General features: G+C 70.3%; 17 protein-coding genes. 9 read left to right on the top strand and 8 right to left on the bottom strand.

Annotated elements, in window-relative coordinates:
- Positions 1–1,465 (bottom strand): sensor histidine kinase (locus AUL32_RS06565; protein WP_156421346.1); only part of this gene is annotated, 1,465 nt, incomplete at its 3' end.
- Complete coding sequence (locus AUL32_RS06560; RefSeq protein ID WP_062112867.1) at positions 1,462–2,136, bottom strand: response regulator transcription factor; 675 nt, start codon at positions 2,134–2,136, stop codon at positions 1,462–1,464. The genes AUL32_RS06565 and AUL32_RS06560, both read right to left, overlap by 4 nt.
- 156 nt (positions 2,137–2,292) lie before the next feature.
- On the opposite strand from AUL32_RS06560, the gene AUL32_RS25065 reads away from it, so the two are divergent.
- The 3 genes from AUL32_RS25065 to AUL32_RS06545 all read left to right on the top strand — a co-directional run bounded on the left by AUL32_RS25065 (position 2,293) and on the right by AUL32_RS06545 (position 4,833).
- A complete protein-coding gene (locus AUL32_RS25065; RefSeq protein ID WP_062112864.1) occupies positions 2,293–3,195 on the top strand; it encodes a hypothetical protein in 903 nt (300 codons plus the stop codon).
- A 314-nt stretch (positions 3,196–3,509) separates the two neighbouring features.
- On the top strand, positions 3,510–3,905 hold the full coding sequence (locus AUL32_RS06550) for a diacylglycerol kinase (RefSeq protein ID WP_061977279.1): 396 nt from the start codon (positions 3,510–3,512) through the stop codon (positions 3,903–3,905).
- A 169-nt stretch (positions 3,906–4,074) separates the two neighbouring features.
- A complete protein-coding gene (locus AUL32_RS06545; RefSeq protein ID WP_062112862.1) occupies positions 4,075–4,833 on the top strand; it encodes a hypothetical protein in 759 nt (252 codons plus the stop codon).
- Between the two features lie 197 nt (positions 4,834–5,030).
- On the opposite strand, the gene AUL32_RS06540 is transcribed toward AUL32_RS06545, so the two are convergent.
- Entirely contained in the window at positions 5,031–6,275 is a 1,245-nt protein-coding gene (locus AUL32_RS06540) for an ATP-binding protein (RefSeq protein WP_062112860.1), read from the bottom strand.
- A 4-nt stretch (positions 6,276–6,279) separates the two neighbouring features.
- Positions 6,280–7,008: a response regulator gene (locus tag AUL32_RS06535; RefSeq protein WP_062112857.1), complete on the bottom strand. Its 729-nt coding sequence runs from the start codon at positions 7,006–7,008 to the stop codon at positions 6,280–6,282.
- 365 nt (positions 7,009–7,373) lie between these two features.
- Here AUL32_RS06535 and AUL32_RS06530 point away from each other — a divergent pair, with 365 nt between their 5' ends.
- Both AUL32_RS06530 and AUL32_RS06525 read left to right on the top strand, forming a co-directional pair.
- Positions 7,374–7,973 carry a Spy/CpxP family protein refolding chaperone gene (locus AUL32_RS06530; RefSeq protein ID WP_062112854.1) on the top strand — a complete coding sequence of 200 codons (600 nt, stop codon included), beginning with the start codon at positions 7,374–7,376 and terminating at the stop codon, positions 7,971–7,973.
- Positions 7,974–8,142: 169 nt separating this feature from the next.
- Positions 8,143–9,294, top strand: a complete 1,152-nt coding sequence (locus AUL32_RS06525) for a glycosyltransferase (protein WP_062112851.1) — start codon at positions 8,143–8,145, stop codon at positions 9,292–9,294.
- A gap of 45 nt (positions 9,295–9,339) precedes the next feature.
- Here AUL32_RS06525 and AUL32_RS06520 read toward each other — a convergent pair whose 3' ends face one another.
- Entirely contained in the window at positions 9,340–10,203 is an 864-nt protein-coding gene (locus AUL32_RS06520; protein WP_062112848.1) for a glycosyltransferase family 2 protein, read from the bottom strand.
- A complete protein-coding gene (locus AUL32_RS06515) occupies positions 10,185–12,263 on the bottom strand; it encodes an HAD-IIB family hydrolase (protein WP_062112846.1) in 2,079 nt (692 codons plus the stop codon). Before AUL32_RS06515 ends, AUL32_RS06520 begins: the two co-directional genes overlap by 19 nt.
- Before the next feature lie 69 nt (positions 12,264–12,332).
- Here AUL32_RS06515 and AUL32_RS06510 point away from each other — a divergent pair, with 69 nt between their 5' ends.
- Both AUL32_RS06510 and AUL32_RS06505 read left to right on the top strand, forming a co-directional pair.
- The gene (locus tag AUL32_RS06510; RefSeq protein ID WP_062112843.1) at positions 12,333–13,373 is read left to right on the top strand and encodes a glycosyltransferase family 4 protein; all 1,041 of its coding nucleotides are present in this window, start codon (positions 12,333–12,335) and stop codon (positions 13,371–13,373) included.
- Complete coding sequence (locus tag AUL32_RS06505; protein ID WP_062112841.1) at positions 13,373–14,557, top strand: glycosyltransferase family 4 protein; 1,185 nt, start codon at positions 13,373–13,375, stop codon at positions 14,555–14,557. Before AUL32_RS06510 ends, AUL32_RS06505 begins: the two co-directional genes overlap by 1 nt.
- A 122-nt stretch (positions 14,558–14,679) precedes the next feature.
- On the opposite strand, the gene AUL32_RS06500 is transcribed toward AUL32_RS06505, so the two are convergent.
- Positions 14,680–15,597: a hypothetical protein gene (locus AUL32_RS06500; RefSeq protein WP_156421345.1), complete on the bottom strand. Its 918-nt coding sequence runs from the start codon at positions 15,595–15,597 to the stop codon at positions 14,680–14,682.
- A 225-nt stretch (positions 15,598–15,822) separates the two neighbouring features.
- Here AUL32_RS06500 and AUL32_RS06495 point away from each other — a divergent pair, with 225 nt between their 5' ends.
- Positions 15,823–16,914 carry an acyl-CoA dehydrogenase family protein gene (locus tag AUL32_RS06495; protein ID WP_062112835.1) on the top strand — a complete coding sequence of 364 codons (1,092 nt, stop codon included), beginning with the start codon at positions 15,823–15,825 and terminating at the stop codon, positions 16,912–16,914.
- Positions 16,911–18,236 (top strand): PIG-L family deacetylase, encoded by a 1,326-nt coding sequence (locus tag AUL32_RS06490; RefSeq protein WP_062112832.1) that lies wholly within the window; start codon positions 16,911–16,913, stop codon positions 18,234–18,236. The genes AUL32_RS06495 and AUL32_RS06490 overlap by 4 nt, the downstream gene beginning before the upstream one ends.
- On the opposite strand, the gene AUL32_RS06485 is transcribed toward AUL32_RS06490, so the two are convergent.
- Positions 18,157–19,341: a glycosyltransferase gene (locus AUL32_RS06485; RefSeq protein WP_062112830.1), complete on the bottom strand. Its 1,185-nt coding sequence runs from the start codon at positions 19,339–19,341 to the stop codon at positions 18,157–18,159. The genes AUL32_RS06490 and AUL32_RS06485 overlap by 80 nt on opposite strands.
- Positions 19,342–19,346 lie beyond the last annotated feature (5 nt).

Here is a 19,346-nt window from a genome sequence, read left to right as displayed (position 1 = left end):
CTTCCAGACCGCCTTCTCCGGCCCGGCCGAGATCGAGTCGCCCGCCGTAAAGCTCGGCGATTTCGGCGGTGATCGGGATGCCGAACCCATGGCCCGGCTGGCTCTCATCCAGTCTCCGGCCGGGCTGGCGCACCGTGGCGATCTCGTCCGTCGACAGGCCGCGTCCATCATCGCAGATCCGAATCAGCACCTCCCGATCCGCAAGCGCGCCTTCCAGAACCACCAGCGAGCGGGCGTGGCGCAGCGCGTTGTCGAGGAGATTGCCGAGCATCTCGTCGAGATCCTCGCCATCCACGGCCGCGACCAGCCCCGCAGGCAGACGGGCCTCGATCCGCAGCCCGTCGCGATCGCGGAACTTTTCCAGCATGGCGGCGAGATCGCCGGCATGGCGCGTCACGTCCGCGTGCCGCCGGGCGCCCCCCAGCGCCGCCGTGCGAGCACGGCGCAGATGGTGGCGGATGCGCCGGTCCATCAGCTCCATCAGGCCCTGCATCTCGTCGCGCCGCTCGGGCGGCGAGATGCGCTCGGCCGCCGCGCTGAGCGTCGCCAGCGGCGTCTTCAGCCCGTGGGCGAGATTGGCGACATGCAGCCGCGCCTGGCGCAGATGCGCCGCGTCCTGCGCGATCAGGGCGTTGAGCTCGCCGACCAGCGCGCGAAGCTCGGCCGGCTGCGGCCCCTCGATCCGCTCGCGCCGCCCTTCGCGCACCGCTGCGAGCGAGGCCCGCAACCGCTCCAGCGGGTGCAGGCCGAAGCGGACCTGAACCAGGATCGCCGCGATCAGCAGAACGCCCAGAAGCGCCAGCGTGCCGGCGACCGCCAGCACGGCGTCGCGCAGCGGCGCGGTCAACGCGGCATGGGGGGCAGTGACGTCGATCCGCACCTCGCGCCCGTCCCGCTCGAAGCGGATCGAACGCACCAGAAGCGCCTCGCCCTCGCCCGTCTGCGCGCTGGCGAGGCGATGCGGCGGGCCGGGTTCTTCGTCGTCCGGCTCCGGCAGGTCGAGCGCCTCGCGCCGGAGCGAGCGGGACGCGGCCGCCTCGCGCCCGTCCACGGTGACGCGCCAGTACCAGCCGGTGTCCGGCCGGTCGAAGGGCGGGCGCTCCGGCCCCAGCCAGTCCAGGCGAAGCCCCGCTCGTCGGCCACCCGGCGCCCGGCCACCCGGCCCCTCCTCGCCGCGAGGCCCGACGTCCTCGCGTGGACCGTTCTCCTCGCGCGGGCCGTTCTCATCACCCAGGCCGGGCGGGCGCAGCGGCGGCCCATCATCCAGCGCGGAGCGCAAGGCCGAGAGCTGCAGGTCGAGCCGGCCGGCCACCTCGGCGCGCACCACGCCCTCCATCACATGGGCGAGCACGAGGCCGGTGAGCGGAATGGCCACCAGCACGAACAGCGCCGCCGAGGCGACGAGGCGCGCGCGCAGCGAGCCGCCGACCAGCGCCGCCATTCGATGGCGAAGCGGCGCCCTCACGCGCCGCCCGCCCCCTCGGCGGTCAGGCGATAGCCAAGGCCCCGCGAGGTTTCGATCATGCCATGGCCGATCTTGCGCCGAAGCCTCGCGATGATGACCTCGACCGAATTGCTGTCCACCTCCGCGTCACCCTCGTAGACGCGCTCGATCAGGTCGGCGCGCGGCACGACGATCTCCTTGCGTAGCATAAGGCAGGACAGGACGCGCCATTCCAGCGCGGTGAGCTTCAAGGGCAGCCCGTCCTTCTCGAACGTGCCGACCTGCGCGTCGAAGCCGATCGGCCCGCAGGTGATGCGCGCGTCGGCATGGCCGCGCGAGCGGCGAACCAGGGCGCGCAGCCGCATCACCAGTTCCTCGACACGAAAGGGTTTGACGAGATAGTCGTCGGCGCCCGCCTTGAAGCCCTGCACCTTGTCGCTCCATCCGTCGCGCGCGGTGAGAATGAGGACGGGCAGCGAGCGGTTGGCGTCGCGCCAGCCGCGCAGAACCTCGATGCCGCCGATATCGGGCAGGCCGAGATCGAGAACCGCCGCGTCGTAAAGCTCGGTGTCGCCGAGATGCAGCCCGTCCTCGCCATTGGCGGCCCGGTCCACGGCGAAATTCTCCGCCCGCAGCGCGCTGGCGATCTCGCCGGCCAGGGCCGCATCGTCCTCGACCAGAAGAACGCGCATGGGATCAGTCCTTTCGTGAGGGGCCTTATGGGCGAGCCCGACGCAGACCGCGCCTAGCCCCGCCGGCTGAACGGAAACTGAACCGCCCGGTTCAGCAGCGGTTTCACGCCCTCCTCTAGAAAGCCTCCATCCGCAACACGGAAAGAGGATTTTCCGATGCCAGCCCCCAAGCTTTCCCTCAAGCGCCGTCTCGCCCTCGCCGCCCTCGCCGCGCCGGTCCTGGCCGGCTCGGGCCTTGCCTTCGCCCAGGCGCCCGCCGCGCCCGCACCCGCCACTGCCACCGCCGCTCCCGTGAAGGTCAACGAATTGCGCGACATGAATGCCATCCGTCTCGAAGGCCGCGTCGCGGAACTCTTCGGCAACCGCTTTGTGCTGGAGGACGCCACCGGTCGCACGCTGGTCGAGACCGGCCCGCGCGGTGACCGCGGCGATCTGGTCAAGGTCGGCGACACGGTGAGCGTCGAAGGCGCCTTCCGGGGCGGCGAGGTCCATGCCGAAGGGATCAGCGTCGGCGGGGGCGAACGCATCGCCCTGGAGCGCCCGCGCCCCGATCGTGGCCCCGGTCGTGATGGTCCTGGCCGCGAAGGTCCGGGGCGTGATGGCCCCGGTCGCGAAGGACCGGGCGGCCCGGGCCGCGACGGCCCCCGCCCGCCGCACGAGGAGCGCGCCGGCCGCGAGGATCGCGGCGGCTGGTGGGATTCCTCGTCCGTGGACAAGGACGCCGCCGCCAAGGCTCTGACCGACGCCGGCTACAAGGACGTGACGCTTCAGGACGCCAAGCGCCACCATGCCGAGTTCACCGCGACCGACGCGAGCGGCCAGCGTTGGAGCGTGAAGGTGGACGAGGACAACGCGATCGCCGAGCGCGAGCCCTATGTGGCGACGCTGGACGAGGCCGGCGCCAAATCCGCCGTCGAACGGCTGGGCTACACCTATGTCGGCGGCTACGAGGCCCATCCGCGCCATGTCGAGACCGAGGCCAAGGACAAGAGCGGCCGCGACGTGACCGTGGAGTTGAACTTCGACGGCACGCTGCGCAAGGAACGCTTCGCCAGCTAAGCGGCCCCGCCCGCCTGATGAAAGATGCCGGCTCCCCTGGGGCCGGCATTGCTGTTTCCAAACGAAGGGCCGGGGCTCGCCCCTCCCAGCGGCAAGACTTGAACCCTTCCGCAACCCTGCGCTCGCTCTTTTCCGCAAGACGCGTCACATGGTCCGAAGTCGGACAAACAACCGCTTGGGCAACCCATTCGCCGCCTCACGTAAATTTTTAGGCTTGATGACGGATTCCGCTCCGGTCTACAGCCTTGGTTTCGCGCCTTCTCGGCCCCTCACGGGTCAGGGCGGTTTCCCTCAGCTTCGATCGGACTTCGCGCATGAGCCTCGATCTTTCGCTCAACCGACCGGCCGCGCACGAGAAGAAGCGTGGCGCGGGCCATCTCTTCGCCGCCGCGCGTTATTCTTTCGCCGGCTTTCGGCGCATTCTGAGCGAGACCGCGTTCCGTCACGAGCTGATGGCGGGCGGCGCGCTGCTCGCGCTCTTCGCCCTGGTCGGCGCCAGCCCGCTCGATTTCCTCGTGCAGATCGTCCTCATGCTGGTGCTGCTCGCCGGCGAAGCGCTGAACACGGCGATCGAGGTGATCGTGGACCGGGTGTCGCCGGAGATTTCCGACTTCGCCAAACAGGCCAAGGATCTCGGCTCCTTTGCCGTTTTCTGCCTTATTCTGGCCAATTGCGGCTATGCCGCCTCGGTCCTGCTGAGCGCGATCTGAGACATGTCGCACGTGTAAGGCGAGCGCGATCAGGCGCTTGCCTGCCTGCGGCAGGCCGGTGAACGGCCCGCAATCTTTCGGAAGTTTGGGCTACAAAACGTAACGAAGCGGCCTCACTGGTGTCGCCCAAACAGCGCACCTTGCCATCCGATCCACAGGGACATCGGACATGGCGACACAGGCCTCCCCCACCACCCCGTTTCTGCGCGCCCTGGCCCGGCGCTTCGCCGGCCAGATACTCCTGTCCGGCGCGGTGATGCTGACCCTCAACGCGGCGAGCCGTATCGATCTCGGCCTTGGCGACGTCGCCTGGCCGGGCATGGCCGACGAGGCCGGCATCGACGCGGCGCGGCGCGAGGCCGTGGTGCTACCCTCGTTCGATCTGGCGGGAACGATGGGAGAGGCGCGCGGAGCCGTGGCCGTAGCCGCAGTGGTTGAACCGCCCGCACCCGTGCCCGCCGCCGCGCCCGCGCCGGTTCGCGAAGCGCGCCTGCCGGTTCCCGCGCGGCTCTTCGCGGACAGTCAGCGCCAAAGCGTGGTGGCGGAGAACCTGCGCCTGCCCGTGTCGCTCGCGGCCCCGGCCAAGCGCGCCGAGCCGATCCGGACCGCCGCCTTCGAGCCGGCGCGGGCCGAGGGCGTTCTCCTGTTCGACCAATGCCGCCCGATCTGCGAGACGCAGGACCCGCTGGTGCGGCGCCGGCAGGCCGATCATAGCTCCGCCCCCGTCGTCTCCGGCCGCGCCCGCCTCGCGGCGTTGCAGCCGGCCCCGGCAGAGATCGTCGGCGAAGCGGAAATAGAAGGCCCCGTCGCCCAGGCGCTGCACCCGCCGCAAACGCCGGCCGCCGGACTCCTGTCGCGCTCGCTCTCCACCGCCCACGACACGACGCTCGCCGCCGCCGGCAGTCTGGCCCGCCTGGTCAGCTGGTAGAGGCCTTCAGGACATTCGGCTCATGGCCGCCGACGAAGGCGCCAGAAGGAAATGCGATGGAGCCGCAACCGGCCGTGGCGGCGGTCAGGGGACGAGTTCGCTTGGCGCGAACACGATCCGATCCGTGCCGTAGGCTGCGCGCTGGAAACCGCAGACCCCTCCGGCCAAACCCGAACACCGCGATCTCAAAAATCCGTTCAAGCCCCAGGTAGGTCCACCGTCTGGCGCAGTCCGCCACCGGCCCGGTTCTCGATGCGGATCGTGCCGCCGTGCCGCTCCAGGATCTCGCGGGCGATGGCAAGGCCGAGTCCGGCGCCGCCATGCGTCTTGCGCCGGCCGGCATCGACCCGGAAAAACGGCTCGAACACCTGCCCCAGCATGTCCTGCGGAATGCCGGGTCCATGATCCTCCACCAAGACGCGCAGCCCTTGGCCCTGCTCCTCCGCTTCGAGGCGCAGCGTCGCGCCGCCGCCATGGGTCGCGGCGTTTTCGGCCAGATTGCGCAGGGCGCGCTTCAGCGCCAGACGCTGGCCTGGCACCTCCCCTTCCACGCCCGGCTCCAGCCGGACGCGCCGTCCGATGGCCCCGAGCTCTTCCGCGATCTCGGCCAGAAGCGGGCGCAGGGCGACGGGCTCGCGCCCTTCCTCGGCCACCTCCTCGCGCACGAGGCGGATGGCGCTGTCGGCGATCTCGTCGAGCTCCGACAGATCCTTCAGCCAGCCCTGCCGCTCCTCCTCGGGCAGAAACTCGGCGCGAAGGCGCATCCGGGTCATCGGCGTGCGCAGGTCGTGGCCGGCGGCGGCCACAAGGCGCATCCGGCTTTCCGTGGCAAGGCGCAGGCGCTCCGACAAGCGGTTGAGCGCGCTCGCCGTCGCGCGGATTTCGGCCGGGCCGCCGGGCTCCAGCCGAGGCAGCGTGCCATCGGCGCGCACCGAGGCCGCCGCCTCCTCCAGAACGCGCAAGGGGCCGGTGATGCGGCGCGCGGCAAACAGCGCCACCGCCAGCGCGCCGAGCGTCACCAGCGAGAGATAGGCGACCAGCGGCCCCAGCGGAGAAGGCGGGCGGCCGAGCGTGCGAAGGCGCATCCACTGCCCGTCCGCCAGCGGCACGGCGATGTCGAACCGACCTTCGCCATGCGTGCCGATCACCACCTCTTCGCTCACGCCGTCCTCGCGAAGACGCAGGTTCAGCGCCTCGGTCTGCGGCCGCGCGATCTCGGTGAAATCGGGCTTCGGCCCCACCTCGATCCCGGCGGCGCGGGCGCGCTCGCCCGAGCCTTGCGCAAGGCGAAGCGCCAGTTCCACGCCTTGGGCGAAGACATCCTCGAAATCGGCCCGGCGCGGCCGCTCCACGATCTGGAAGGTCACCACCGTCGCCAGAACGACGACGCCGACGATGGCGGCGCCGAGGAGCAGCGCCAACCGGTTGCGCAGCGAAATCATGCCGTTACGCCTTGTCGACGCGGGCGGCGAACTGGTAGCCGCCATTGCGCACCGTCTTGAACAGGCGGAACACGCCGTTGTCGCCGATCTTCTTGCGCAGCCGGCTCATGGTCACGTCGATCGTCCGGTCGAACGGATCGCTCGTGGTGCGCCCGTGCAGAAGCTCCAGCAGCATGTCGCGCGACAGAACGCGGCCGGGCCGCTCCACGAAAATGAGAAGCAGGTCGAACTCGGCGCCCGTCAGCTCGATGTCCTGCCCACTCGCCTCGTCGCTCAGGCGGCGCGAGGACGGGTCGAGGCGGAAGCTCTCGAACCGGTAGCTCGGCGGCTCGGGCTCCGGGATCGCCTGCGCGGGCGCCGCACCGCCTCGGCGCAGCACGGCGCGAATGCGGGCCACCAATTCGCGCGGGTTGAAGGGCTTCACGAGATAGTCGTCGGCGCCCAGTTCCAGGCCGATGATGCGGTCCACATCCTCCTTCAGGGCGGTGAGAAGGATGATGGCGAGTTCGGGCGTCCGGTCCTTCACCTCACGGCAGATGTCGAGGCCCGAGCCGTCCGGCAGCATGACGTCGAGCACCATCAGGTCGAAGGTCTCGGCGGCAAGCTGCGCCTCGCAGTCCCGCCGATCGGCGGCGAGGCGGACGTCGAAGCCCTGTTCCTCCAGATAGCGGCCGAGCAGGCGCCGGATCTCGGCGTCGTCGTCCACCACCAGAATCCTGATCCCCAAGCTCATCGGCTCTTGCCTCGCGTCCGGCCCGCCCTGTCGCGGAAAACTTCGTCCTCGGAGCCTGTCTGGAAACTCGATTCGAGCGGTCCGACCATGTGGTTTTCGCAGGTTGGCGAGCCAAGATGTGCCGCGGGAGCATATCGAGACCTGCAAAGGCGCCGCAGCTGTCTCGCTCGCTCTTCGCCGACAAATTCCTAAAAACAGGCTTTCGCCTGTCGATAGCGCGGATCGCGCGGGGCGGAAGCCGTCTTTTTGTTGCGAAACTTTGCGGCGCCTTCGCCAAGATTCGCAACGCTTCGAAACCGCGCCGCCACGTTTCGTTCCGATCCAGGCGTTAGATCAGGCGCATCGACACTGAAGGAGGACAGACGATGCGACGCCGAATCGCCGCGCTCACCATGGGATCGCTCATGTCCCTCGCGCTTCTCCCCGCAGCGCGCGCTCAGGAGGCGAGCCCGCCCCCGCCGCCCAACCCCATGGCCGAAGCAGCCCCCGCGCCGGGCGAACGGCTCCCTCCCCCGCCCCGGGCCGGCGGCGGCGCGCTCTGGTTCGTGGCCGAGAAGCTCGCGGCCGCCGAGATCGCGCTCAGCATCACGCCGGAACAGCAGGCGCCCTGGCGCAGCTTCGCGCAGGCCGCGATCGCGCTGGCCGAGGCCGGCGGGCCCGGCCCGCGCGCCGGAGACGAGACGGGTGGTGTGGAGCGCTTCAAGCACATGCTGGAGGCGCAGACCCGGCGCGGCGAAGCGGCGGCCGAGTTGTCGCGCGCGATGGACACGCTCGGCGCCGCGCTGACGCCGGCCCAGCGGGCAACGGCCGATCGCCTGCTCTCTGATCTGCCGTCTCCCTTCGTTGGCCCCGGCGGCCCGCGCGGGGCCGGGGCGCCTCCCCCGCCGCCGCCCATGGGCCCGCCGGGAGACCGGGACGCCGCGTCCGCGCCGCGCTTCGACAAGCCCTCGCTGTTCACCCGCTGAGCGCCGGGAGCGGGCCCTCCCCGGCGCGGTCCGCTCCCTTCCGCCGCGACGATTGCGCGCGGCGGATCGTTTCCCCGCCACGTTTCCTCGGACTCGCCATTTCGCCGGGCGGGCCGATATGCGGACTCCCTTGCAGCTTTCCCCGCTGTTTCCTGGAGCCCGGCGCCTCTTGAAGAAACCCATCTCCTTCTTCGTCCACCATCAGGGGCGCGGCCATGCCAACCGCACCATGGCGCTCGCCTCGGAATTCTCCAAGGACCGCCCCGTTTCGGTGCTGACGGCGGGGCCGCATCTCTTCGACGGTTTCTCGCGCGACATCGAGATCGTGACCCTGCCCAACATGATCGGCGCGGGCGTCCCGACGCCGCGCCTCTTCGCCGAGCCGACGCCCAGCGTCATGCATTGCGTGCCGCTCGGCGTTTCCGAGATGCGCCGCACCATGCGCACGATCCTCGACCATCTCGACGATCGCGGCACCGGCCTTTTCGTGGTGGACGTTTCCTCCGAGATCGGTCTCCTGTCGCGCGTCGCCAGCATTCCCTCGATCCAGATCCGCATGCATGGCGACCGGTCCGACATCGGCCATATCGGCGCCTACGAGGCGGCGGTCGGCATGCTCGCCCCCTTCGACGAGCGCATGGAGCAGGACGACTATCCCGCCGCGCTGCGCGCCAAGACCTTCTATTCCGGCGGGCTCTGCACCACCGAGGACGACGTGCCGGACAAGGCCGAGGCCCGCGCCCGCCTGGGGCTCGACCCGGCCCGCGAGATCATCGTGGTGCTGACCGGCGGCGGGGGAAGCGGCACGCCCTATGCGCCGCTCACGGTGGCCGCGCGCGCCGCGCCGGACGCGCTCTGGCTGGTGCTCGGCCCCACGCACCGCGAAGGGCACGAGACCGATTTCAGCAACCTGCGCGAGCTCGGCTGGGTCCGAGGCGTCACCGACTATCTCGCCGCCGCCGACATCGTCATCGCCTCGGCCGGCGACAACACGGTGCACGAGATCGCCCGCGTCGGACGCCCCTTGGTGGTTATGCCGGAATGGCGCTATTTCGGCGAGCAGGCCCGCAAGAGCGAGGCCCTGGTGCGGCTCGGCGCGGCCGTGAGCGAGCCCGTCTGGCCGGGCGACCTCGCCGGCTGGCGCGCCCTCCTCGACCGCGCCCGCGCCTTAGACCCGCACGCCATCCGCACCCTCTACGATTCCGACGCCGCCAGAAAGGCCGCCGGCTGGCTGGAAGGCCTCTGCGACGAGTTGTGGAACGGCGCGGCGGAGGGGGAGGCCGAGGACGAGAACGGCCCGGCGCTGAGCGTGGTCGCGTAAGAAGCGTTTCAAACGGAAAGGGCGCCTCGCGGGCGCCCTTTCCGGTTAGCTGAATAGGCGCTCGCCGGGCTGCAAGGCCCGCTTGATCTCGTCCGGGTCCGGCCGGCGGCGGAGTTCGATGCGCTCTTCGCGCTCGTTCCAGCCGATCAGGCCCTGGTCGCGGAACTGGCCGAGCCAGTAGTCCATGCACCAGCGGCCGTGCTTCTCGTGGAAGCGCTGGGCGTTGCGAAGGATGTGGTCGAACTGGTGCAGCGGGGGGACGTGGACGGGGTGGTGCTGGTGATAGGCCCGCGCGCCGGCCGTCCAGTAGAAGCCGAGGCCGGACGCGTCGGCCCGGGCGGCGAAGTCGGTTTCCTCGCCGCCATAGCCGTGGAAGCTTTCGTCCATGCCACCGAGCGCGAGATAGCGCTCGCGCGCGAGGGCGAAGGAGAGACCCCAAAGCTCGCCGGAATTGGGCTCCTCGCGCACGCCCTCCGCAGGCATCTCGGGCTTGGACGGGTGCGGCTGGCCGATCCGGTCGAGCGCGGCGTAGTCGATCCGCTCGCCCACGGCGGCTTCCGGCAGGTAGAGGACTTCGCCCAAGAACAGCCCGTCGCGCTCGGCCGCCGCCTTGCCGTAGGCGCCGACGAGATCGGGGCCGGCGATGCAGTCGACATCGAGAAAGACCAGCGTTTCGCCGCGCGCGGCTTCGGCCGCCCGGTTGCGCGCGCCGGCAAGCGGCATCGGGTCGCCCGGCACGAGAACATGGCGCACGGGGATGCCGATCTCCGGCAGATTGGCGTGCGGCGCGTCCTGCATCCAGGCGATCACCAGCTCGTCCGGCCGGGTGGTCTGCAGCGCGAGGCTCTTTATCAAATTGGAAAGATGGGCCTCGCGCCCGCGAACAAGCGTCAGCGCGCTGATTGCCATGCCAGCCGTGCCTTGCTGCGGAAGTGGAGGACGCCCTCGATGACGCCGCGCGCATGGGTCGCCTGCGCGACATAGGAATGCGAGAGCGCCGGCAAGCTGGCGAGATCGTCGGAGAAGTTGGCGACGATGATGGCCTGGGGAATGGTGCGCAGCATCTCGATATCGTTGCCGCTGTCACCGGCCACGAAGACAGCGTTTTCCGGCAGGCCATAGCGCTGGCGCACGAATTCCACCGCCGTGCCCTTGGAGGCGCGAACGGGGAGGATATCGAGATAGCGCCCATGGCTGTGGATCACCGAGCAGCGCAGGCCCGCCGCCTCCAGCCGCGCCCGCACGCGGCTCGTGACCTCGCGGTCGCCGTCACTAAAATAGGAGAGCTTGAAGGCGCGCTGCTCCAGCGCCGCCTGCGGCACCAGTCCGGGAAGGCCCTTCAGCGCGCGCAGCACGGCGCCCCGGTTCCAGCCGCGCTGGACGATGGCGCGCCAGTCGGGGTCGGCGGTGTAGGTCGTGCCGTTGGCGTCGAGGTGATAGACCTCCGAGCCGACCGAGGTGATCATCACCTGCGGGCGCGGCGCGTCGCGTTGCTCCAGGATCGACATGGCGCTGTGGAAGGAGCGGCCCGTGGCCACGCCGAACACCATGCCCTCCTGCTCGCTGCGCCATTCCGTGAACCGACGCACGCCGACATCGCAGCCGACCAGCGTGTTGTCGATGTCGCAGATCAGGATCTGGTCGACCGGCGGCGGTGTCGCCTGCTCCCGGCGGGCGAGAAGCGAGGCCAGAAGCTCGTGATAGCGCGCGGCATGACGGCTCCAGTCATAGGAAGCAACGGCCTTGGCGCCGGCAGCGGAATAGCGATCCCACAGGGCAGTGTCGCGCAGGATGCGCAACGCCGCGTCCGCGATGGCGAAGGTGGAATTGGGGTCCACCAGCTCGCCGTTGCCGCACATCTCGATAATGTCGTTGGGGCCGCCGCTGTCGGTAGCGACCAGCGGCAGGCCGACGGCCGAAGCCTCCAGAAGCGTCAGGCCGAAAGGCTCGTTCAGCGCCGGGTTGACGAAGATTCCGCGCCGGTCCCGCGCATAGGCGTAGATAGCGGCGACATCGTCCGGCCGATGCGTCTTGGGATAGGCGACATGGCCGTAGAGATCGTAACGGTCGATCAGGCAGAGAATGTCGCGGATTTCCCCGGCCATCTCGGCATCCAGCGCCGCGAGATCCTGCCGGTTGCCGGCCATGATGACGAGATTGGCGCGCTCGCGCAGCTCGGGGCTTTCGCCATAGGCCCGCACCAGAGCGCAGAGGTTCTTCTTGGCGACGGGGCGGGCGAGCGCCAAGAGCACCGGCTTGCCGGGATCGGCGAGGAAGCGGCCGATCGAGGCCTCGACCTCGGGGCAGGCCCGCGCCGCGCCGAAGCGGCTGAGATCGCTGCCGGGCGGCAGGATGCGGATGCGGCCGGGATCGTAGGCCTCGTAGCCGGCATATTGCACTTCGGCCTCGTCGCGCGAGGAGGCGATCACCAGCGAGGCGCGGGCGATGGCCGCTTCCTCGATCGCGATGCGGCGACCGAGATGCGGCACCTTCGCGGCCTTCTCGCCCATGACATCGGCCTTCACGCGGCCGAGCGAATGGGCGGTGAAAACGAAGGGAATGCCGAGGCGATCCTCCACGATGGCGGCGACGCTGGCGGCGTCGGCGTAATGGGCATGGAGAAGGTCGGGGCGCTCGTCCTGCGCCTCGATCCAGGCGACGAGCCGGTCGGCAAAGGACTCCACCTCGCGCCAAAGCTCTTCCTTGGCAAGATAGAACGGCGTCTCCGTTCCGATCCGCAGGATCTCGAACCCGGCCTCGACGCGAAGCGGAGCCGGCGCGTATTCGGCGCCGAGCTCGCTTTCGAAACCGCGCGTCGCGATCACCGAGCGCCGCACAGGACCGTCCGCCGTCGAAGCCTTCACCAGATCCAGGAGATAGCGAATGTGCCCTCCTGTGTCGGCGGTGAGGCCGTATTCGACATTGTCGGCGCGCAGGCAGCCCTGCAGGGCGACATGAAGCAAGAACATGGCCGTCTCCCTTTCCAACCCCTCAATCCGCCCATAATGAGCGAGGAAGAGTTTTGTTCAGGTCCCCAAATGCTTCGCATCGCCCAAGTCGCACCTAACATTTTCCCCGTGCCGCCCGTAAATCACGGCGGTACGGAAAGAATCGTCCAAGAATTGAGCGCAGCACTGCGAAGACTTGGACATGAAGTAACGCTCTTCGCTCCGACCGACAGTGCGACGAATGGGCCGATCGTCGGCTCGTTGCCCAGTCTTCACGCGCTGGAGACTCAATACGGCAAGGTTCCGCCTTCCATTCCGGCGGTCTTGGAAGCCGTGCAGATGGAGCATCTGCGCCGGCGGCTGGGGGAGTTCGACATCGTCCATTGCCACGGCGAATTCTTCCACGCCGCGCTTCTGGGCGAGCGGCGGCGCCACAGCCTGACGACGATCCACTGGCGGGTGGACGAACTCGACCGGCAGCTCTTCTTCGCGGCCTTTCCCGACCTTCCCGTCGCCGCCATCTCGGCCGCGCAGGAAAGCGGCATCCCGGAGGCCAACCGCGCCGGCATCGTGCACCACGGCATCGATGCCGAGCGCTACCAGCTGGAGACGGCCCCGGGCGCCTATCTCGCCTTTATCGGCCGCATGACCGACCAGAAGCGGCCCGACGCGGCGATCCGCGTCGCCAAGGCGGCCGGGCGCTCCATCCGTCTCGCCGGCACGGTGGATGTCGGCAACCCCACCTATTTCGAACGCGAGGTGCGCCCGCTCCTGTCGGACGGGGCGGAGTATGTCGGGCCGGTGGACGACACGCAGAAGAACGCGCTGTTGCGCGGCGCCGAGGCGCTGCTCTTCCCGATCGACTGGCCCGAGCCCTTCGGCCTCGTCATGATCGAGGCCATGGCCTGCGGCACGCCGGTGATCGCCTGGCGGCGCGGCAGCGTGCCGGAAATCGTGGAGGACGGCGTCACCGGCTTCGTGGTGGAGAGCGAGGCGGAGGCGGTGGACGCGCTCTCGCGGATCGGCACAATCGATCGGGCCGGCGTGCGCCGGCGCTTCGAGGAGCGCTTTACCAGCCGGCACATGGCCGAGCGCTATGTCCAAATCTATGAAAGGCTTCTGGCCGTCTGATGCGCACCGCCCTGATCGCCTGGGACTACCCGCCCTCCCCCAGCGGCCTTTCCACCGCCGCGCGCGAGATCGCCGAGAGTCTGGTTCTCGCCGGCTGCGAGGTCACCGTCTTCACGCTCGACCGCGAGGGGCGCGAGACAGCGGGCGGCGTCACGATCGTCGGCTGCCCGCTGGCGAAGGACAGCGGTCTCGGCCGCCTGCGCCTTTACGGCGGCGCGGGGCATCTCGCCGCCCCGCTCGCCTTTCGCCGCGCGGTCCTCGCCGAACACGCCAGCCGGCCCTTCCAAATCGTGGAAGCCACCAACTGGTACGCCCCCGCCGCGCTGCTCACCGGCCGGCACGGCTTCCGGCTGGTAACCCGCAACTCCACGCCGGCCGCCTTCTCGCGCGACCCCGCCAAGACCGCGCGAGACAGGCTGGACGGCTGGGCGGCGGACCGGCTGGAGCGGCGGCAGGCGCGGGGCAGCGCCGCGCTGATCTCCAACACGGGCGACCACGCCCGGCGCATCACGGCCGAATACGGCCTGAGCGGCCGGCAACCCCATGCCGTGGTCGGCCTCAGCCTGCCGCCCGCGACGATCGCGCGCGGGCAGGCCGCGACCTATCCCGAAGCCGGCGGAACCCAGGTGCTGCGGCTTCTCTTCGTCGGCCGCGCGGAGCATCGCAAGGGCTTCGACATGATCGTGGAGGCCGCCGCCATTCTGGGCACGGAAGCGGACCAAGGCCGCGTTCCGTCCTTCGAAATCCGCCTCGTCGGCGTGCCGGAGAGCGACATGCCGGGCGATCTGCCCGCCCCGGCCCGCGCCCGTATCCGCGCGCTCGGCCGGATGCGGGAGGAGGCGCTGGCGGTGGAATACGAAGGCGCGCACGCCGTTCTCGCCCCCTCGCGCTACGAGAGCTTCGGCCTCGTCTATCAGGAGGGCATCGCCTATGGCCGGCCCATGGTGGCGAACGCGCTGGACGCCAGCGGACGCGAATTCGTGGGCGACACCGGCGCCGGGCGCATGGCGTCGCGCGACACGGGCGCGGCGCTCGCCGACGCCATCCGTCCGATCCTGACGGACGCGGCCGTGCGCGACGATCTGCGCGCCCATGCCCTGAAAGCCGCCGGTCGCTTCAACCGCGACACGCTGGGCCGGGAAACGAAAGCGCTCTACGAACGGGCGCTCCAGGCGCCTGCCTGACGGCCGGCTCGGGCTGGCGGCGGCGCTTGCCCGCCGTCTCCAGAGTTGCGCGAGCAAGACAGAGCCTCGCCCGTCAAGCGATGAACAGGTCGAGCGTTCGATAGGCGGAAAAGGCCTCGCCCTTACGCCTGATAAGGGCGCAAGAGGTCGACCTCCTCGAACAAGCGGCCGCCGCCCGGCGCCATGCTTTCGTAGCGCTGCGAGCGCGCCTCGACATGGGCGCGGGCGAGGTGGTGCCGGAGGCCGCCGCCGAGGAACAGAAGGCTGCGTTGCCAAGGCCGCACGGGCCGCTCGTGGACGCATCCCTCGAAGCGCAGCGAACGGCGGTTCAGCCGATACTGCGTGTCGGGGAAGAGATCGGCCCGAACCCCGTCCACGAGATTGACGCGGCGAAGACCAATCGACACCGTTTCCTCCCCAAGCCGGGCAAGAAGGCCCGGCAGGGCCGCGATCGCCGCCTCGTCCAGCGTCTCGTCGAGATCGAGTTGCAGCACCCATTCGTGGCGCGCCAGAGCCTGCGCGGCGTTGCGCTGGGCGCTGAAATCGGCCGCAAGGGGGCGGCGATGGAGCCGAAGGCCGGGCCGCTCTTCCCCCGGCCCTTCGCCATCGATCAGGATCACGCAGTCGTCGCACCAGACGCGGATGGTCCCGGCCAGCGCCAGGGCCTCATCCAATTCCCGCTCCCGGCAGAGGATCGCGACGCTCATCGGCTCTGTCGGTCCGCCGGTGAGAGGCTGGAGCGTGGCGCGCCCGGCAAGCGGCGAATGGGGCTCTCGCAGCGCATCGGCCTGCGCCGCGCCCAACGGCTCGGCCCAGAACCCATGAAGCGTCGCGGCGGAGCGCAGCGTATAGGCGTCGAAGCCGTAAGGCTCCTCCGGCGACGGCTCGACCCGGCCGCCGCGCGCCCGCTCCGCCCATTGGCGCTCGGCCGCTTCGCCATCCCGGCCGTCCCACAGCGCGCCGCAGGAGCCGCAGGCGAAAGCGAAGGCGCGCTCAAAGGCTGGGCCGTAGCGAAGGCGCCGCTCCGTCCCGTCCAGCATGCGCGCGCCGCAGAGAGAGCATCGCGGCCGCAAGGTCTGATCGTCCAACATTATTTCGATGGTCACCCACGCCGGCCCTGTCCCCGGCGGGCGCGGCTTCTAGCTGCGATGTAGAGCCCGCGCCCGCTCGCGGCAGGTCTTGCGGTCGCTTTGCCGCTGCTTCGCCGCACCTCAGCGCGGTTGCCCTCGTTTTTCAGGAAAAGAGATCCCGTTTTGAGAGATTGCGTGGACGGTTCGGAGCTGATGTGGACCGGAGCGATCGAGGAAATCGCGCGCCTTGCCGAGGCGCGGGAGGATGGGCCGGACGCCGACGCCGACGCCGAACTCGACGTGCTGCGCCGCCTCGGCCTTCTCGCCGCGCCCATCGCGCCGGAAGGGCGGGGCTATCGCTACGCCTTCCCGGCCGAGCGCTCCCTGCCCGCGCTGGCAGGGCTGGGCGGCGCCGATCTCAGCGTCGGCCGCCTGTTCGAGGGCCATATCAACGTGCTCCAGCTCGTCGCCCTGTTCGGCACCGAGGCGCAGCAGGCGCGGGTGCGCGGTGCCGTGGAGGGTGGCGCGTTGCTCGGCGTCTGGGGCGCGGACGGGTCGCCGCCCTTCACGGTGGAAAGCGTGGGCAACGATCGCCTGCGGCTCGGCGGCGCCAAGCGCTTCGCCTCTGGCCTCGGCGCCGTGTCGCTGGCGCTCGTGCCCTATTCCGACGCGGAAAACCGGCTCTGCCTCCTGCTTCTGGGCGTCGACGACATCGCCCGGATGGAGCCGGAAAGCTGGCGGATGCGCGGCATGCGCGCCTCGCGCTCGGGCACGTTTCGCTTCGAGGGCATCGAAGTTTCCACTGACTGCATTGTCGGCCAGCCCAACGACTATCGCCGCGAGCCCTTCTTCATGGGCGGCATCTGGCGCTGCGCGGCCGTGCAGCTCGGTGCGATCGAGCGGCTCGTCTCCGGCTTCGTGAAGGAGCTGCACGCCTTGAACCGGCTCGACCACCCCTTGCAGAGTGCCCGCGTCGGCGAGGCGATCCTAGCCGCGCGCGACGCGCGGCTGCAGGTGGAGGCCGCCGTTCAGGCCGTGGAAGGCGGCGCGGATGCCGATCTCGCCGCCTCGCTCGCCGTCTTCTCCCGCCTGCGGGTGGAATCGGCCGGGCTCACGGTGATCCAGCTGGTGGAGCGAGGCCTCGGGCTTGCCGCCTTCGCCGAGGCGCATCCCTTGGCGCGCCCGATCCGCGACCTATCAACCTATCTGCGGCAGGCCAACCCGGACGCCGTGCTTCTCGAACACGCGCGCCGGCTCGCCGCGCGTCTGCCGGAGATTTTTCGATGAGCCGCTATGGCGACTGGTGCGCACGCCACGACGCGGCGCCGGTGGTAGACCCGCTGCTTCTGACCGGCCCGGGCGGGCTGGTGGTGATCGCCCCGCATCCCGACGACGAGGCGCTTGGCGCCTCCGGCCTGCTCGTCGCAATGGCCCATGCCGGCCGTCCGGTCGGCCTCGTCGCGCTGACCGATGGCGAGGGCTCGCATCGCCAGTCCGCCGAGTGGCCGGCCGAGCGCCTTGCCGCGCGACGGCGCGAGGAACAGGCCATGGCCATGGCGGAGCTCGGCTGCGAGGACGCGCCGATCCTGCATCTTTCCCTGCCGGACGGCGCCTCGCGCTGGCACGACGATTTCGCCGGGACGGCCAAGCGCGTCGCCGCCTTCTGCGACGAGATCGGCGCCACTGCGCTGGCCTCCACCGTCCCCTTCGACCCGCATCCCGATCACGAGGCGGCGGCGATCCTTGCCGAGAACGTGCATCGCCTTCGACCGCGCCTGCGACGACTGTCCTATCCCGTCTGGTCGATGCGCCACCCCGCCGAGCTGGACGTGGACGTGGACGGGCTGACCCCGTTTCGGGTGGAAACGCCGATCGTGGAAAAGGCCCGCGCCATCGCGCGCCACGAAACGCAGATGGGCAGCGTGGTGGGGGATGACCCTTCCGGCTTCGCCCTGCCGGACTGGTTCCTGCGCCACCACCAGGGCCCGTTCGAATGCGTGTTCTGGCACAGGATGCCGGGCTCGCCGCCCGGCCCCGAGCACTTCGCCGCCCTTTACGACGGGGACCGCGACCCGTGGGGCGCACGCGATTCCGCCTACGAGCTGGAGAAGCGCGAGGCGCTCTTGCGCTTCCTTGGGGAGGAAGGCGGCGACAGCGCCATCGAGTTCGGCTGCGGTGAAGGCCATGTGGCGGGTGCGCTCGCCAGCCGGTTCCGAACCGTCGCGGGCTTCGACTTGGACCCCGGCATCGTCGCGCGGGCGACAGCGCATCACGGCGCGCCAGGCCGGGTGACGTTCCAGGTCGGGCGAATGCCGGAGGCGTTTCCCGATCTTCGCTTCGATCTTCTGGTTCTCTCGGAGATGCTCTATTTTCTGACAGAAGCCGAGATCGAGGCGTTGATGGCCCGGGCCTGCCACCATGCCCGGCCGGGGGCGCGGCTGGTGCTGGTCAACTATCTCGGCCCCACCGACACGCCGCTTTCGGGCGACGACGCGGCCGACTTCCTCCTGATGATCGCCTCGGAAAAGCTCACGCTGGAGCGTGCGGAGCGGACCGAGCGCTATCGGATGGATCTCCTGCGCTTTCGCGCACCCGATTCAGAAGCCTGAGAAGAGCGGGCAGTTCGGCCGCGAGTTGCGAGCGCCTGAGGCGCGTGAGCGACAATTCCGGGCTCTGTGCTTCCACCAGCAGCCAGGCCTCGCCGGGCGAACCCGCCTGGAAGGCCGCTTCCACCGCATCGGGCTCGACGCCGAGCCCGGCCACCACGAGAGCGCGTGCGCCGACATCGCCTGACTTGAGATAGGCGAGGCGCGCGCGGATGCGGCGCTCCAGAGCGGGTGCCGGCTCCAGCGCCTCGTCCACCAGCGGGTCGCTCTCGCTGCGCGAGCGCTTCAACTCGTCCGACAAGCCGCCCCGCGCCCGCCCGTCGAACCGGCAGGAGGTCCAGACGACAGGCCCTTCGCTGAACCGCACCGGAAGCCCCAGCGCGCGGGCGCGGCGCAGGAGCGCGCGGTCCTCGCCGAAGGGCGTCACCGGCAAGCCGCCGAGAGCGGCATAGACACCGGCGCGCAGGCCGAAGTTCGCCCCGCCGATATTGCCGTGATGCGGCCAGGGATTGATCGGGTCGGGGTCGAGCCGGGCGTCGATCTCGCGCGCGGCGGCGCGGTATTCGCGCAGCACCGTCTCGGCCGCTTCGTCGGTCGGGGGCAGCAGCGCGGCCTCGGCCGGGTCGAAGCCGATCGCACCGCAGACGAGGGCCGCACCGCCCGCGAACTCCGCCTCGTAGGCCGCGCGCCAGCCGGGGCGGGTCTCGGTGTCCGCGTCGAGCGAGAAGAGATGCGCGCCGGGCGCAAGCTGATCGGCGCAGTCGAGCGCGAGGCGCCGGGCGAGCGGCGCCGAGCCGTGGCCCGCGCGCCAGTCGATGTCGAGCAGCAGAAAGGGCGCGGCGCCGGCCTGCAGCACGCGGAGCGCCTGCGCGGCCGTGTCGTCGGCCGAGCCGTTGACCACCAGCACCACGCCCTCGCCGATCCCAAGCTCGGCCAGAAGCGCGCGCAGCGTCGCCTCGATGCGCTCCGCCTCGTCGCGCGCTGGCAGGCAGGCGACGGCGCCGGCCATGGAAAACGCGCCGCCCCGGTGAAGGGCGACGCGGGAGATCGTCTCGTGATCTTCGAGCACGTCCAGCCGGAAGGGCTCCACCTGCTGGATCTCGTGCATCGCGA

The organism is Aureimonas sp. AU40, from assembly GCF_001463785.1.
GTDB lineage: Bacteria > Pseudomonadota > Alphaproteobacteria > Rhizobiales > Rhizobiaceae > Aureimonas.
The sequence above is the reverse complement of the archived record's forward strand: the minus strand, read 5'-3'. Positions and strand labels throughout refer to the sequence as shown.